Annotated in this window: 10 protein-coding genes; 6 read left to right on the top strand and 4 right to left on the bottom strand. The window is 72.7% G+C overall.

The features are described from left to right. Positions 1–6 precede the first annotated feature (6 nt). Entirely contained in the window at positions 7–1,071 is a 1,065-nt protein-coding gene (locus ABZV34_RS31800; RefSeq protein ID WP_356284304.1) for a lipoate--protein ligase family protein, read from the bottom strand. 178 nt (positions 1,072–1,249) lie between these two features. Here ABZV34_RS31800 and ABZV34_RS31805 point away from each other — a divergent pair, with 178 nt between their 5' ends. The 6 genes from ABZV34_RS31805 (at position 1,250) to ABZV34_RS31830 (ending at position 11,044) form a co-directional block, all read left to right on the top strand. After that, complete coding sequence (locus ABZV34_RS31805) at positions 1,250–3,070, top strand: gamma-glutamyltransferase (RefSeq protein ID WP_356284307.1); 1,821 nt, start codon at positions 1,250–1,252, stop codon at positions 3,068–3,070. Between the two features lie 167 nt (positions 3,071–3,237). Continuing rightward, complete coding sequence (locus ABZV34_RS31810; RefSeq protein WP_356284310.1) at positions 3,238–4,083, top strand: inositol monophosphatase family protein; 846 nt, start codon at positions 3,238–3,240, stop codon at positions 4,081–4,083. 799 nt (positions 4,084–4,882) lie between these two features. Further along, complete coding sequence (locus ABZV34_RS31815) at positions 4,883–6,649, top strand: endonuclease/exonuclease/phosphatase family protein (RefSeq protein ID WP_356284313.1); 1,767 nt, start codon at positions 4,883–4,885, stop codon at positions 6,647–6,649. 29 nt (positions 6,650–6,678) lie between these two features. Further along, positions 6,679–8,649, top strand: coding sequence for a phosphocholine-specific phospholipase C (locus ABZV34_RS31820; protein WP_356284316.1), 1,971 nt, complete (start codon positions 6,679–6,681; stop codon positions 8,647–8,649). Positions 8,650–9,012: 363 nt separating this feature from the next. After that, entirely contained in the window at positions 9,013–10,422 is a 1,410-nt protein-coding gene (locus ABZV34_RS31825; RefSeq protein WP_356284330.1) for an NAD(P)/FAD-dependent oxidoreductase, read from the top strand. 112 nt (positions 10,423–10,534) lie between these two features. Then, positions 10,535–11,044, top strand: coding sequence for an O-acetyl-ADP-ribose deacetylase (locus tag ABZV34_RS31830; RefSeq protein WP_356284319.1), 510 nt, complete (start codon positions 10,535–10,537; stop codon positions 11,042–11,044). A gap of 125 nt (positions 11,045–11,169) precedes the next feature. Here the strand turns inward: ABZV34_RS31830 and ABZV34_RS31835 are convergent, their stop codons facing one another. The 3 genes from ABZV34_RS31835 to ABZV34_RS31845 form a co-directional block, all read right to left on the bottom strand. After that, entirely contained in the window at positions 11,170–12,891 is a 1,722-nt protein-coding gene (locus ABZV34_RS31835) for an MFS transporter (RefSeq protein WP_356284322.1), read from the bottom strand. A 32-nt stretch (positions 12,892–12,923) separates the two neighbouring features. Further along, the gene (locus tag ABZV34_RS31840; RefSeq protein WP_356284324.1) at positions 12,924–13,379 is read right to left on the bottom strand and encodes a MarR family transcriptional regulator; all 456 of its coding nucleotides are present in this window, start codon (positions 13,377–13,379) and stop codon (positions 12,924–12,926) included. Positions 13,380–13,542: 163 nt separating this feature from the next. Beyond that, the gene (locus tag ABZV34_RS31845; RefSeq protein ID WP_356284327.1) at positions 13,543–15,402 is read right to left on the bottom strand and encodes a M1 family aminopeptidase; all 1,860 of its coding nucleotides are present in this window, start codon (positions 15,400–15,402) and stop codon (positions 13,543–13,545) included. Positions 15,403–15,725: the final 323 nt, after the last annotated feature.

Below are 15,725 nucleotides of genomic sequence, written 5' to 3' on the forward strand. Positions count from 1 at the left end.
CGCCGGCTACGGCACCCGGGCCGTCCACGCGGCCGACCCGAACTTCGAGCGCGCCAGCTCCTCGGCGCGCGCCAGTTCCACGGGTGTCACCGCGCCGTCCGTAAGGCCGTAACGGCCACGGAAGGATTCGATCATCCGCCCGATGACCTCCTCGCGCGCGAGCCCCGTCTGCCGGCGCAGCGGGTCCACCCGCTTCTTCGCGCTCCTGATGCCCTTGTCGGACAGTTTCTCCCGGCCGATGCGCAGCACTTCGAGCATCTTGTCGGCGTCGATGTCGTACGACATGGTCACGTGGTGGAGCACGGCACCGGCGCCGCCGCCCGGACCGACCACCCGCTTCTGGGCGGCTCCCGCGATCTTCCCCTGCTCCGTCGCGATGTCGTTCAGGGGCTGGTACCAGGCCCTGATCCCCATGTCCCCGAGCGCACCGAGGACCCAGTCGTCGAGGTAGGCGTAACTGTCCTGGAACGACAGGCCCTGGACGAGCGCCTCCGGGACCGAGAGCGAGTAGGTGATGGTGTTGCCCGGCTCCACGAACATCGCGCCGCCGCCGGAGATCCGGCGCACCACCTCGATGCCGTGCCGCGCCGCGCCCTCGGCGTCGACCTCGTTGCGCAGCGACTGGAAACTGCCGATGATCACGGACGGGGCTCCCCACTCCCACACGCGCAGCGTCGGCGGGCGGCGGCCGGCGGCGACCTCCGCGGTCAGCACCTCGTCCAGGGCCATGTGCAGCGCGGGGGACTGCGGCTCCTCGTGGATCAGCTGCCAGTCGTAGTCCGTCCAGTCGGTGGCGTGCGCGAGCGCCCTGCGCACCGCGATCCCGATGCCCTCCGAGGTCAGGCCGTACATGACCGTGCCGTCCGGCAGCGCGGCGTCGACACGGGCCGCCAGGCCCGCCGCGTCGGTGTCGGCGGGGGCGCCCTCCAGGGCGTCGTTCACGGCGTCCAGCGCCTCGTCCGGTTCGAGGAAGAAATCGCCCGCCACGCGCGCGTGGCGCAGCATTCCGTCCTCGACGTCCAGGTCCACCACGACGAGCTTGCCGCCGGGGATCTTGTACTCACCGTGCACCGATCCGCCTCCGTTCGTTCCCTCGGCACCAACGCCGACCTGCGGTGATTGATTCCGGTCGTGGGTCAGGGTGCGGTGCGTGGCTCCTCCGGGGGACGGGGCGCCCTGCCCTCCGGGGGATCGCGAGTGCCATAGTCGGGCCCGAGGTTGATCGCTCCGCACAGCGAGGTGACACGGCATGTTCACGACCCGACCGACCCTCCAGGGCACCTTCGGCATGGTGTCCTCCACCCACTGGCTCGCCTCGCAGTCCGCCATGGCCGTCCTGGAGGACGGCGGCAACGCGTTCGACGCCGCCGTCGCCGCGGGCTTCGTCCTGCACGTCGTCGAGCCGCACCTCAACGGACCCGCGGGCGAGGTCCCGATCATCCTCGCCCCGGCGGGCGGCGCCGTACGGGTGCTGTGCGGGCAGGGCGGGGCGCCCGCCGGGGCGACGATCGCGCACTACAGGGGACTCGGTCTGGATCTCGTACCCGGCACCGGCCCGCTCGCCGCGGCCGTCCCGGGCGCCTTCGACGCCTGGATGCTGCTCCTGCGCGACCACGGCACGAAGTCCCTCGCCGACGTCCTGAAGTACGCCATCGGATACGCCGAGGACGGGCACGCGCCCGTGGAGCGTGTCGGCGAGACGGTGGAATCCGTCCGTGAGCTGTTCGAGACGGAGTGGACCTCGTCCGCGGAGGTGTACCTGCCGGGCGGGACGGCACCGCGACCCGGCGAGCTCTTCCGCAATCCCGTGCTCGCCGCCACCTGGAGGCGGCTTCTCGCCGAAGGGTCCGCGGCGGACGGCCGGGAGGCCGAGATCGAGGCGGCGCGGGAGGTCTGGCGCACCGGATTCATCGCCGAGGCCCTGGTGCGCCAGGCCGGACGGCCCGCCATGGACACCAGCGGTGAGCGCCACGCCGGCACCCTGACGGCCACCGACCTCGCCTCCTGGTCCGCGACTTACGAGACACCGGCGACGTACGACTGGCGCGGCTGGACCCTGTGCAAGGCGGGCCCCTGGAGCCAGGGCCCGGTCCTCCTGCAGCAGCTCGCCCTGCTCCCGACGGAACTGCCGCCGCACGGCTCCGCCGACTACGTCCACCTGCTCGTCGAGGGCTGCAAGCTCGCCATGGCCGACCGGGAGGCCTGGTACGGGGACGCGGCCGAGGTGCCGCTCGGCGCGCTGCTGTCGGACGAGTACAACACGGCGCGCCGCGCCCTCATCGGCGACGAGGCCTCGTACGAGCTGCGCCCCGGTGCCCCCGGCGGGCGCACCCCGAGGATGAGCCACCACGCCCGGCGGGCGGCCTCCGGGGAGCCGGGCTTCGACGCCCTGGCGGCACCCGGCGCGGGCGAACCCACCGTGGCCGGGGCGGCCGCCGAACCCGAGGTGGCACCGGACGGCTCCACCCGCGGCGACACCTGCCACCTCGACGTCGTGGACCGCTGGGGCAACATGGTTTCGGCGACCCCCAGCGGCGGCTGGCTCCAGTCGAACCCGGTCGTCCCGGAACTGGGCTTCCCGCTCGGCACCCGGCTCCAGATGGCCTGGCTGGAGGAGGGACTGCCCAACTCCCTGACGCCCGGCCGTCGCCCGCGCACCACACTGACGCCTTCGCTGGCGCTGCGCGACGGGGTACCGGTCATGGCGTTCGGCACCCCCGGCGGCGACCAGCAGGACCAGTGGCAGACCCACTTCTTCCTGGCCGTGGCGCTGCGCGCCGAAGTACGCGGCGGGCTCGACCTCCAGGGCGCGATCGACGCGCCGAACTGGCACAACGACAGCTTCCCCGGCTCCTTCCACCCGCGCGGCATGCGCCCCGGAAGCCTCACCGTCGAGTCCCGCACGGACCCCGCCGTCGTCACGGAACTGCGCCGCCGCGGCCACGACGTGCGGGTCTCCGACGCCTGGTCGGAGGGCCGGCTGTGCGCGGTCGCCCGGGACCCGCGCACCGGGGTGCTGTCCGCCGCGGCGAATCCGCGGGGGATGCAGGGGTACGCGGTCGGACGCTGAGCCGGGGGCCGCGGGCGCCGGCCCGGGTTCTCCGGTCCCGGTTCGGGCATCGCGGTCCCGGTCCGAGTGTCCCGACCCCGGCAGGGCGCCCCGGGAATTCACCCCGAATCCACCTGAAGTGCACCGGACGGGGAGGGATTGTCAGTGACGCGTGCTGTCATGGAGCCATGATCGGACATACCGAAACCATCGACGAGTTTCTCGCCCACCGCATACCCGATGTCGAAGAAGCGGTCCGCCATGCGGCCGCCGCCGAGATCATGCCCCGCTTCAGGCAGCTCGCCGCGCACGAGATCGACCAGAAGAGCGGCCCGCACGACCTCGTCACGGACGCCGACCGCAAGGCCGAGGAGTACCTCACCGAAACGCTCGCCAAGCTGCTGCCCGGCTCGGTCGTCGTCGGCGAGGAGGCGGTCCACGCCGACCCGGCGACGTACGACGCGATCCAGGGCGCGGCGCCGGTCTGGATCGTCGACCCGGTCGACGGCACCCGCCAGTTCGTCCGCGGCGAGTCCGGTTTCTGCACGCTCGTCGCCCTCACGCTGGGCGGTGTCGTCCACGCGTCCTGGACCTACGCACCGGCCCGCGGCCAGCTCGCCGTCGCCCTCCGCGGCCGGGGCGCCCACCTCGACGGACAGCCGCTGCGCTCCGGTTCACCCGCACCCGGCCGTGACCTCGAGATAGCCACCTCGCACCCCGACTACACGACGGACGAGCAGAAGCGCGCCCTCCTCGGCCTGAACACCGAGGGCGTCCGGCCCCGCCCGTGCGGCTCGGCCGGCCTGGAGTACCTGGCCGTCGCCCGCGGTGAGTTGGACGCGACGGCCTTCTCCTGGGAGGCGGCGTGGGATCATGCGGCGGGTCTGCTGCTGGTCGAGGAGGCGGGCGGCACCCATCTGACGCTGACCGGTGAGCCGTTCCGCGTCACCGGCGGCAACGCGCTGCCGTTCACGGCGGCCCGGGACGAGGCGACGGCCCGCCGGGTACGGGGGCTGCTGGCCGCCGGAGCCTGACCGGGAAGAGTACGGTGCCCCGCGGTGCCCGCGACGTTCGCGGCCTGCGCGTCGGCGATGTTCGGGGCCGCGCGTCCGTGGCCTTCGCGGTACACACGTCCGTGGCCTTCGCCCGGCACGGTTCGTGGCCTTCGTTCGGCGTGGTCGGCGGCCTTGACTCCGTCCGGTCCGCGCGCCGGAGGTCTGGCGAGGCATCGCCACCCGGTATGACGACCCCGCCGACGTCGACCAGGGCGAGGTCGACCAAGGCCACGGCGTCCGTCCGGACGCGCGGGTGCGGCAGTTGGCGACCTCGCGGTCGCGCCGGTTCAGGGTTCACCACCGCCGACGGCGCCACGTACGCCGTCGAGTGCGAGGCGCCGCGGGACGCCGCAGGACAGCGCGGGACGCTGCCCTCGACCCCGTGGGGACCACCGGCCGGAGCTTGCGCGTCCTGCCCTCGCGTGTACTCGCTCGGCCCTTGGCTGTGCACAGCCAAGGTGTGACCCGGTGAAGGGTGTGACGTGCCGTATCCCTCCGGACGGTGGGGTGAAGGAATGCGGGCCCATCGGCCTCCGTGGGTTGCGCAGGGGGTCGCGGGTCTCGGAAGGCGCAGGTCAGGAACCACTGTTGGGTGGATCCCGGCTCTTCGGACCGTGCGGGGAAACCCCAGAGTTCCGTCTTCCTCCCAGACGCAGGCAATCTCTCGTTCACGGGGCCGTCGCCGGAGGACGGCTTGCTATGGAGCGAAGTTATCTAGACAACTTTGCTCCCCTGGGTGTCGCCGCGGCGGTACCCGGGGCGGAGAGGACCCAACACCGTGTCATCCCTCTCACAGGCCGACGCGTCCGGGAGCAGCATCGCGATCGGCTCCCCGACGCCCCCGCCGCGCGGCACCGAACTGGCCATCACCTGGGCGACGGACGCCCCCGACCCCAAGAACTGGATCGGCGTCTACCCCGCCGACCGGCTGCCCGCCGGCGGCAGCAGCTCCCTCGTCTGGGCATACGTGCCCGGCGCGTCCGGGCAGACCACCCTCGACACCTCCGGCCTGAGCGGTGGGCCGTACATCGTGTATCTGCTGGCCAAGGACGGCTACGGCGTCCTCGCCAGGACGGAGCCGTTCAGCTTCACGGGCGCCCCCGTCGGCGACTCCGTCCAGCTGACGACGTCCGCCCCGCACGAGGGCGACAAGGCATCCTTCCACTGGACTACGGACACACCCGACCCGAAGAACTGGATCGGGGTGTACGACGGCGACCGGCAGCCGGGTCACGGCTCCTCCCTCGCCTGGGAGTACACCCCGGCCGCCACCGGTGACATCACCCTCGACACCTCCGGCCTGAGCGGCGGCCCGTACACCGCCTATCTGCTGGCCAAGGACGGTTACGGCATCCTCGCCAGGACCGCGGCGTTCAGCTTCGCGGTGCGGCCCGAGATCCCGCGCCCGCACGCGGCCGTGGACGCCGTCACCACCGAGCCGCAGACCGCGGGCAAGGACTTCTCGGTGAAGCTGGGCGGCCTGTGGATCAGGCCCGAGGGCAACGACGCCGGCAGCGCGACCTTCGAGCGGGCCGGTGGCGACTCCTGGCTGTCGGTGGCCGCGGACGGCACGGTCAGCGGCAGGGCCCCGCTCGTCGCGCCAGGCAGACCCGGCCGCGTCGTGGCCGCCGTCACGGACAGCGCGGTCGGCAGCGACACCGTCACCGTCCAGGTGCCGGTACGCACCTCCCGGGAGCGGCTCCGGCTGAAGGTGGCCACGCTGAACCTCTGGGACGCCGGCACCCACGTCGACGGCTTCCTGGAGAAGCAACTGCGGCTGGTCCTCACCCAGGGGCTGGACGTCGTGGCGCTCCAGGAATGCGGTGACAAGGCGGCCGGGGAACTCGCCGGGGCGCTCGGCCGGCACGTGTACCAGGCCGGCGGCCTCGGCATCGTGAGCCGCTACCCGCTCAGTGACGTCGTCGCCCCGACCGCGGCGCTCCCGGCCGCGGCCGCGACGCTGCACCTGCCCGGCGACCGCACGATACGCCTGTGGACGGCGCAGTTGGACGAAGGCGGCTACGGGCCGTACGCGCTGTCGGCGGGCCGGACGCCCGCACAGGTCGAGGCGGCGGAGAAGGAGACGGTCCGCTACCGGCAGGTGCAGGCGCTGGTGGCCGCCCTGCGGCCCGAACTCGCCTCCCGCACCCCCGTCGTGCTGGCGGCCGGACTCGCCTCGCCGTCCCACCACGACTGGACGAGCCGGACCGCGTCCGCGCACGGGGGAGTGGGCCGGGTCCGCTGGCCCGTCACCGAGGCGCTGGAGAAGGCGGGCCTCGTCGACGCCTTCCGCGACGCCCACACCAGCCCGGAGAAGGCACCCGGCATCACCTGGTCCCCCGTCAGGCCGCAGCGTGAGGGCGGTGGCGGGGCGGAACCGCAGGACCGGATCGACCAGATCCAGTACGCGGGGCGGCTCAAGGTCCTCGAGGCGCACAGCCTGTTCACCGGCTGGCCCCGGCCGGTGCCGGACGCCGCCGCCAACGGCTGGCCCTCCGACCACGCCGCCGCCGTCGTCACCTTCTCCCTGTCCGCCCGCGGCTGACCGCGAACGATCCGAAGGACCTTCCTCCCATGACCGAGATCAGCCGCCGCAGCTTCATCGGCACCACCGCGGCCGGGGCCGCGATAGCCGCCGGACTCCCCGGCACCGCGGAGGCCGCGGGTCGCGGCACCGGCCACGGCAGCATCGAGGACGTCAAGCACGTCGTCATCCTGATGCAGGAGAACCGCAGCTTCGACCACTACTTCGGCACCCTGAGCGGGGTACGGGGCTTCAGCGACCGCCAGGCCACCGTCCTCCCCGGCGGCGAACCGGTGTTCCGCCAGCCCGCCGTGAGCCGCAAGGAGGGTCACCTCCTGCCCTTCCGCATGGACACCACGAAGTACAACGCGCAGAACGCGGGCGGCCTCCCGCACGACTGGGACACCGGTCACTCGGCCGTCAACGGAGGCGCCATGAACAAGTGGGTCTCCGCCAAGGGCGAACGGACCATGGGCTACTTCACGCGGGCGGACATCCCCTACCAGTACGCGCTGGCCGACGCCTTCACCCTCTGCGACGGCTACTTCTGCTCGCTGAACGGACCCACCGACCCCAACCGCCTCTACCTGTGGACGGGCACCGCGGGCCCCGGCGTGGACGGCACCACCGGCCCGTGGACCGACAACACGCCGGTCACGGACAACCCGGTGGCCGACTGGACGACGTACGCCGAACGCCTGGAGCAGGCCGGTGTCACCTGGCGCGTCTACCACAACCCCGATGGCTCCGACGACCGTTACGGCGACTACGACGACAACGCCCTGTCGTACTTCAAGCAGTTCCACGAGTTCCCCAAGGACGACCCGCGTTATGTCAACGCGATGACGAAGTGGGACCTCACGGCCTTCGACAAGCACTGCAAGGACGGCACTCTGCCCACGGTCTCCTGGCTGGTGGCGCCGTACCTGTTCTGCGAGCACCCGAACGCCAGCCCGGACTACGGCGCTCACTGGGTCGACACCGCGCTGCAGTCGCTGTTCTCCAACCCCGACGTGTGGAAGCACACCGCCTTCCTGGTCATGTACGACGAGAACGACGGCTACTTCGACCACGTCATCCCGCCGTTCCCCGAGCCCGGCACCAAGGACGAGTTCGCGGGGGGCAAGCCCATCGGCCTCGGCAGCCGGGTGCCGCTGTGGGTCGTCTCGCCGTGGTCGCGCGGCGGCTGGGTCAACTCACAGGTTTTCGACCACACTTCGGTGGTCCGCTTCCTGGAGCGCGTCACCGGCGTGCGGGAGCCCAACATCTCCGACTGGCGGCGCACCGTCTGCGGCGACCTCACCAGCTGCTTCGACTTCGGCAAGCCCGACTACAGCATCCCCCGACTGCCCGACACCGTCGCCCTGATGGCCAAGGCGGACGCCGGCAGCTCGCTGCCGCCGGTCAAGGTGCCGGACGAGCAGTCGATGCCCGCGCAGGAGGAGGGCCACAGGCCGCACCGCGCCCTGCCGTACCGCCCGTGGGCCGACGTGAAGATCGATCGGACCACCGGCAAGGTCACCTGCACCCTCACCAACGACGGCAGCGTCGGGTACCACTTCACCGTCCTGCCGAACAACGTGCTGCCCTTCGTCGGCACGCCCTTCACGGTCCCGCCGCGCTCCTCCCGCACCCATGTGTGGGACGCCGCCGGCACCGACGGCCGCTACGACTTCTCCGTGTACGGCGCCGACGGTTTCGTCCGACGTTTCTCCGGCACCGTCGCCCGCACCGGCCAGGACGACGTGGCGGTGCCTTCGGTGACGGCGGCCCTGAGGCACACCGGGCGCCCGGAGAACGCCTCGGTGGAACTGGAACTGCGTAACACCGGCGGCACCGAGGTGGCGTTCACGATCACGCCGAACGACTTCGCCGGCGAGGAGCGGACCGAATGGGTCGGGGCGGGCGACCGCACCCGCGTGTCGTGGCGCACCGACGCGGGGCGGTACGACTTCACGGTCACCGCGGGCACCGGCACCCGGTTCGCCCAGCGCTACGCCGGAGCCGTCCACTCCGTGTGAGCCACCGCCGGGCGGGACCGGGCGCGGCCGCCGCCGCCGACGGCCGCCTGCCCGGCCCCAGCCCCGGCCCCCGGCTGGGGCCGGGGGCACGCCCCGTACGGCCCGCACCCCGCCCGCGACCGGTGCGTGGCCTTCGCCCCGCGTGGCGTGTGGCCATCGTCCCCGTGCGGTCCGCGGCCTCCGCCTCCGCCTCCGCGAGGCTCGCGGTCGCGACCACGCGTGGTCCGGCGGTCCTCGGTGGTGCCGGCGGTTCGCGGCCCCGCGGCTCGCGGATTCCCACCCCGCGCCGCCGGGCTCGTCGGCCCTCCGGCATATCCTGGTGGCCAGTGGCCGTCGGCGACAAAGGAGTCCGAGGTGCCGTCGATGCTCGATGCCGTCGTCGTGGGTGCGGGGCCGAACGGGCTGACGGCTGCCGTGGAGCTGGCCCGCCGGGGTTTCTCGGTGGCCGTCTTCGAGGCGCGGGACACGGTGGGTGGCGGCGCCCGTACCGAAGAGCTGACCCTGCCGGGATTCCGGCACGACCCCTGCGCGGCCGCCCATCCGCTCGGCATCAACTCGCCGGCCTTCCGGGCGATGCCCCTGGAGCGCTACGGCCTGGAGTGGCTGCACGCCGAGCTGCCCATGGCCCACCCGTTCCCGGACGGCACGGCCGCGGTCCTCGCGCGCTCCGTCGCGGAGACGGCCGCCTCGTTCGGACCGCGCGACGCAGGCACCTACCGACGGCTGGTCGCGCCCTTCCTCCCCAAGTGGGACACGCTGGTTCACGACTTCATGTCCCTGCCCGCGACCGCGCTGCCCCGGGACCCGGTCACCCTGGCCCGGTTCGGCCTCACCGGACTGCCACCCTCCACATGGCTGATGCGGCGCTTCCGGGACGAGCGGGCCAAGGCCCTGTTCGCCGGGCTCGTCGCCCACGTCATCGCCCCGCTGGACGGCATCGGAACCGGCGCCGTCGGCCTGGTCTTCGCCCTCGCCGCCCACGCCCGGGGCTGGCCCGTCGCGCGCGGCGGCTCCCAGTCGATCTCCGACGCGCTCACCGCCTACCTGCGGGACCTCGGCGGCAGTGTCCACACCGACTACGAGGTCAAGCGCCTCGACGACCTGCCGCCCGCGCGCGCCTACGTCTTCGACACCTCGCCCACCGCGCTGTCCCGGATCGCGGGCTTCGGCCGGTACTACGAGAACTACCGCTACGGAGCGGCCGTCTTCAAGATCGACTACGCGCTGGACGGGCCCGTGCCCTGGACGGCCGAGGAGGCCCGTACCGCCGGGACCGTGCAGGTGGGCGCGAGCCGCGCCGAGATCGGTGCCGCTCTGCACGCCGCCTCGCGCGAGGGCCGGGCGCCGGACGCCCCCTTCCTGATCACCGTGCAGCCCAGCGTCGTCGACCCCTCCCGGGCACCCGAGGGGAAGCAGGTCTTCTGGGCGTACGGGCACGTTCCCAACGGCTGGACGGGGGACCTCACGGACGCGATCGAACGCCAGTTGGAGCGGTTCGCGCCCGGATTCCGTGACCGCGTGCTGGCCCGTGCGACCGCCGGCCCGCGCGAACTCGCCGCGCGCAACGCCAACTACGTGGGCGGCGACATCGCGTGCGGCGCCGCCTCCGGACTTCAACTCCTGCTGCGTCCCAGGCTGTCCCCGTCCCCGTACAGCACCCCGCACCCGGCCGTCTTCATCTGCTCCTCGGCCACCCCGCCGGGCCCCGGCGTGCACGGCATGTCGGGCCACAACGCGGCGAAGGCCGTGTGGCGCCGCCTGCGACAGCCCTGACCCCGGACACGGTTCGGCCACGGACCCGGACCGGCGACCCGGACCGGCGGCACCGATGGCGACGTCCGGGAGACAATCCGGTGAGGACCGTTCACGAGGAGGCCGAACCGTCATGACCGCCATCACCCTCGTCCGGGGGGACATCACCGGGCAGAGCGTCGACGCGATCGTCAACGCGGCGAACTCCTCTCTGCTCGGCGGCGGGGGCGTGGACGGGGCCATCCACCGCCGCGGGGGCCCCGCCATCCTGGCCGACTGCCGAAGGCTCCGTGCCTCGCACTACGGCAAGGGCCTGGCCACCGGCAAGGCGGTCGCGACCACCGCGGGCGACCTGGACGCGCGGTGGGTGATCCACACCGTGGGCCCGGTCTTCAGCGACACCGAGGACCGCTCCCACCTGCTGGCGTCCTGCTACCGCGAATCACTGCGCGTCGCCGACGAACTCGGCGCGCGCACAGTCGCGTTCCCCGCCGTCTCGGCCGGTGTGTACGGGTGGCCGATGGCGGACGCCGCCCGGGTCGCGGTCCGGACCGTGCGGGACACGGAGGCGTCGGTCGAGGAGGTCAGGTTCGTCCTCTTCGACGAGCGGGCGTACGAGGCGTTCGCCGCGCAGGTCGGCTGACGGCTGCCGGCCGGCGGCTGCCGGAAAGCCCCGGCCGCCCCGCCGCACCGGGCCCGTACCTCGTCGCCAGCCCGGTCTCCGCGCCGGAGGCGGCACGCGCGGGTGACGGCGGCCGGGCCGGTCGCTCAGGCGGAGGCGGCACGCAGTTCCGCCAGGGTGGCCGCGGTCAGTGGCCGGGGTGCGCTGTCGGGGTCGACGAGGACGACCGGGCAGGCCGCCGTGTGCGTGAGTGCGCTGGTGAAGCTCCCGTCGGCGAACTGTGCCAGCGGACCGCGGGGAGAGCGGCCCACGGCGACGGTGCCGGCGTGGACCTCGGCGGCATGCCGGGCCAGGGCCCGGCCCGCGGCGGCGTGGTCGCCGACGCTGGTGAGTATCTGGCCGACGGCGGGGATGCCGTGGGACGCGAGCCGGTCGAGGTGGGCGGTGACGGCGGAACGGGCCTGGTCCGCGGTCTCGACGTCCACGGCCTGTTCCTCGACCACGGCGGTCCGCTGGACATGGACGACCTCCAGGGCCGTACCCGCGTCGTGGGCGAGCCGCGCCGCGGTGTCGACGATGGCGGCGGCCCTGTCGTGGGCGCCGACGGCGACGATGAGCGGCGGCCCGGCGGTGGCCGCCGCCGCGCCGACCGGGGTGAGCGTGGGCGCGACGGGTTCGCCCTGGCCGGCCGTCTGCTCGGCCCGGCGGAGCAGACGGTGGCCGCTCGCCAGTACCGGGATGGCCACGACGAAGGTCCCGGCGCCGAGGTAGAACGGGACGCTGAGATCGGTCGCGTCGGCGAGCTTGCCGGCGACATAGGGGGCGAGGCCGCCGCCGATGAAGCGCAGGAAGCCGTAGGCGGAGGAGGCCACCGGCCGCTCGACGGGCGAGACGAGCATGACGGCCTGGGTGGTGAGGGTGTTGTTGATGCCGATGAAGGCGCCGCTGACGACGACCGCCACGATCACCACACGGGGCGAGTCGACGCCGGCCGCGATGACCGCCATGACGATCCCGAGGCCGAGCAGGTTGGCGTACAGCACCGGGGCGGTGCCGTACCGGGCCTGCAGGCGCGGGGCGAAGAACACGCTGAAGGCGGCCACCAGCAGGCCCCACCCGGTGAAGACCAGCCCGAGCTGGTGCGCGCTCAGTTTCATCGGGTAGGGGGCGTACCCCAGCATCGTGAAGAAGCCCCAGTTGTACAGCAGGGCCATGATGCCCATGGTCAGCAGGCCGCGGTGGCGCAGCGCCTTGAGAGGGGCGAGCGGCGAGGTGGGCCGCTCCGGCCTGGGCAGGGCCGGCACGAAGGCGAGTGTCGCGGCCAGGGCGACGGCCATCAGGACGGCGACGCCGAAGAAGGGGCCGCGCCAGCTGATGGCGCCCAGCTCGCCGCCGAGCAGGGGACCCACGGCGATGCCGAGGCCGAGGGCGGTCTCGTACAGGATGATCGCGCCGCCGAAGCCGCCGCTCGCGGAGGCGACGATGACGGCGAGCGAGGTGGCGATGAACAGCGCGTTGCCCAGGCCCCAGCCGGCCCGGAAGCCGACGATGCCGTTGATGGAGCCGGTGGAGCCCGCGAGCGCGGCGAACACGACGATGACGGCCAGACCCACGACCAGGGTGCGCTTGGCCCCGATGTGGCTGGAGACCCAGCCGACGAACAGCATGGCGACCGCGGTGACGATCAGGTAGCTGCTGAACAGCAGGGAGACCTGGCTGGGCGAGGCGTGCAGGCCCTCGGCGAGGGCGGGCAGGATCGGGTCGACCAGCCCGATGCCCATGAACGAGATGACGCAGGCGAACGCGACGGCCCAGACGGCCCTGGGCTGCTTGAAGGGGCTGGCGGCCCTTGCGTGCGGTGCACTCATGTGCGGTTCTCCGTGGTCTCGCAGGGAACGGGTCAGGAGCGGGAATGGCGGTCGTCGATGACCCGGGCGAGGGCCGGCAGCGCGATCCGGACAGCCCGCTGTTCCGGTTCGGTCAGGTCCTCGATCAGCTGCCCCAGAGCGTCCGCGCGCTCGGCCCGTCGCCGGTGGAACACGTCCAGGCCGTCGTCGGTGGCTTCCACGAGCACGCCCCGGCCGTCGCTGTGGTCGGCGGTGCGCCGGACCAGGCCCGCGCGTTCCATCCGGGTGACCAGCTGGGTCATGTTCGGCTGGGAGACGTTCTCGGCCCTGGCGAGTTCGGTCAGCCGCTGCGGCCCCTCCCGGCCGAGCCGGCTCAGTGCCGAGGAGGCCGCCGTGCTCAGACCACCGGTGACGGCACTGCGGCGGACGTATCGGACCAGGCGCTCCACGGCGATCATCAGGTCCTCGGCCGGCGCCGGTGTGTCCGTGTTCGTAACCCGCTTATGCATAATCGCATTATGCATCTAGGTGTAGAGGGAAACAACATCGCGTCGCGAACGCGGGCGAGCGAGGGCGAGCGCGGGCGGGTGCGTGCGCGGCGCGGGTCCGCGCCGCCGTCGGCGCGCCGCGGTTGACGCCGGAAGGCGCCCACCGCGGCGCACCGGCCGGCTGTCAGCCGTCGATGCGGTGCTGGGTCCAGAACGAGGTCAGGTCCGTGGTCGTGGCGGCCTGGGCGGCGGCCTTGAACTCGGACGTGGTCGAGACGCCGTACCAGTGCGAAGTGGCGTAGTCCTTCAGCAGTTTGGTCATGGCCGTGTCGCCGAGCGCGCGCCGCAGGTCGTGCAGGGCGCACTTGCCGTAGCCGTACACGACCGTGGAGTACCGGGACGAGTGGGCGTCCCAGTAGGCCATCGAGTTGGTGATCTTCTCCGCGGTCGAGGCCCAGGAGACGCTGTTCCAGCAGTTGGTGCCGGTCTTGCTCTGCGCCAGGTCGGTGGCGTAGTCGGTGAACGCCTCATCCAGCCACGGGCTGGTGTACTCGTCGTCGCCGACGATCCCGTAGAACCACTGGTGCCCGATCTCATGGGTGAGCGCCGTGGTGCTGACCAGGTCGAGGACGAAGCCGGGGTACTCCATGCCGCCGAACCAGTAGTTGTTGTCGATCACCGCGTCCAGCTCGCCGTACGGGTACGCGCCGAAGCGTGCGGCGTGGGCGTCCACCGCGGACTTGGCGGTGGAGAGCATCGACTGGGAGTCGGAGGAGCTGATGCCCGAGACGGAGTAGATGTTGATCGCGGTGCCGGCCGGGGAGGTACCGGAGATCTTGCTGAACGGCCCGGCGGCCCAGGCGAAGTCACGGACCTTGGAGGCCGTGGCCGTGGTGACCGTCCGGCCGCTCGATCCGGCGGTGTCGACCGAGGTGCCGGTGGCCGGGACGAGGAGGCTCGTCGGGTGGTCGAGCGTCACCTTGAAGTCGGCGGCCAGCGAGTAGAAGGACTCGCCGTTGTTGGTGTACGGGTCCAGGTGCCAGCCGGCCCCGTCCTTGACCGCCAGTACGGGCAGCGCGTTGCCGATGTTGACGAAGGCGCCGTCGTAGCCGAAGCGGTCGGCGCCGCTGGGAACGGTGATGCCCAGATCGAAGCCGATCGTGGCGCTCTGCCCCTGTGCCAGGGGCGTCGCCAGGCTGATCCTGAGCGCCGTGCAGTTCACGGAGAGGGCGCCCGCGGTGCCACCGGTGACGTTGCTGACCACGATCGGCATCGCGGAGCAGGTGCCGTGGTAGTTGTCCCACAGCCTCAGGTACACCTCGCCGAGCGCGGTGGAGGAGGCGTTGGTGAAGGTCGCGCTCTCGTGACCGGTCCAGCCGGTGCCGCTGGTGTTGCTGCTCAGACTGACGGTGTACGAGGGCGCGGCAGGCGTCCGCGTGGAGTCGGCGGGCGGCGTGGTGGTGCCGGAGGTGTCGAGGGCGACGTCGTCGAGGACGAAGCTCGTCTTGAGGCTGGAGTCCTCGGTGCCGGTGAAGGCGACGGTCACGGTCTGGCCCGCGAACGCCGAGACGTCGAAGGACTTCTGCGCGTAGCCGGTGTTCTTGTTGAGGTTCGAGTACGTCGCCAGCGTCGTGCTGCCGATCTTCGCCGTCAGCTTGTCGTACGCGGTGGACGTCGTCGTCTCGGTGGTGTCGATGTGCAGCCAGAAGGTGAGGGTGGCCGAGCTGCACCCGGACGGGATGGTGACGCTCTGCGAGAGGGTGTCGGTGTGCGTGCTGCCCACACCGTCCAGCCAGGCGAAGGAGGTGCCGCCGTGGGCGGTCTGGCCGGCGCGCGAGGTGATCACGCTGGTCGACGACTGGGTCCAGGGCGAAGTGCCGCTCTCGAAGCCGCCGTTGGTGACCACCTGGGCAGGAGCGCAGGCGTCGGCCGAGGGGGCGGTGGGCGGCGCGGCCGACGCCGGGGCTCCGGGAAGCAGGGCGGCGGCCAGTGCGACGACGGCGAGTGCGGCCGTCGCGAGGGCCTTGTGGGGGGTCGGTCTCACACGAACTCCTTTGAGGCGGCCGGGATTCCGGCCTGCTCGGTGGCCGCCCGCGCGGCTCGGGTGCGCCGGAGGGCAGCCGGGGGCTGCGCGGATCGCTCGCGCGACCGCGGGGGTGAGATTTCCGCCGCGTCCCCTGGGGTCAGGGCAACGGCTGCCGGAAGCCTGGCAGATTTGACCAGGGCATGCCATCCGTGGTGAGTAAAAGTCGTGCGGACCGGAAGTGCGTGGACCGAGGCCCGGAAGGGACGTCGGGGCTCGAAGGGGACGCCGAAGGCACGGGTGCGCCGTCCAGTAGGGGCGAGCGGAGGGGGCCCCCCGGCCAT

The organism is Streptomyces sp. NPDC005195 (genome assembly GCF_040608315.1).
GTDB lineage: Bacteria > Actinomycetota > Actinomycetes > Streptomycetales > Streptomycetaceae > Streptomyces > Streptomyces kaempferi.

Excerpts from the sequence above, each read along its gene's own strand:
- ABZV34_RS31805 (WP_356284307.1), top strand. The coding sequence starts at position 1,250 with ATGTTCACGACCCGACCGACCCTCCAGGGCACCTTCGGCATGGTGTCC.
- ABZV34_RS31840 (WP_356284324.1), bottom strand. The coding sequence starts at position 13,379 with ATGCATAAGCGGGTTACGAACACGGACACACCGGCGCCGGCCGAGGAC.
- ABZV34_RS31825 (WP_356284330.1), top strand. The coding sequence starts at position 9,013 with ATGCTCGATGCCGTCGTCGTGGGTGCGGGGCCGAACGGGCTGACGGCT.
- ABZV34_RS31810 (WP_356284310.1), top strand. The coding sequence starts at position 3,238 with ATGATCGGACATACCGAAACCATCGACGAGTTTCTCGCCCACCGCATA.
- ABZV34_RS31820 (WP_356284316.1), top strand. The coding sequence starts at position 6,679 with ATGACCGAGATCAGCCGCCGCAGCTTCATCGGCACCACCGCGGCCGGG.
- ABZV34_RS31835 (WP_356284322.1), bottom strand. The coding sequence starts at position 12,891 with ATGAGTGCACCGCACGCAAGGGCCGCCAGCCCCTTCAAGCAGCCCAGG.
- ABZV34_RS31830 (WP_356284319.1), top strand. The coding sequence starts at position 10,535 with ATGACCGCCATCACCCTCGTCCGGGGGGACATCACCGGGCAGAGCGTC.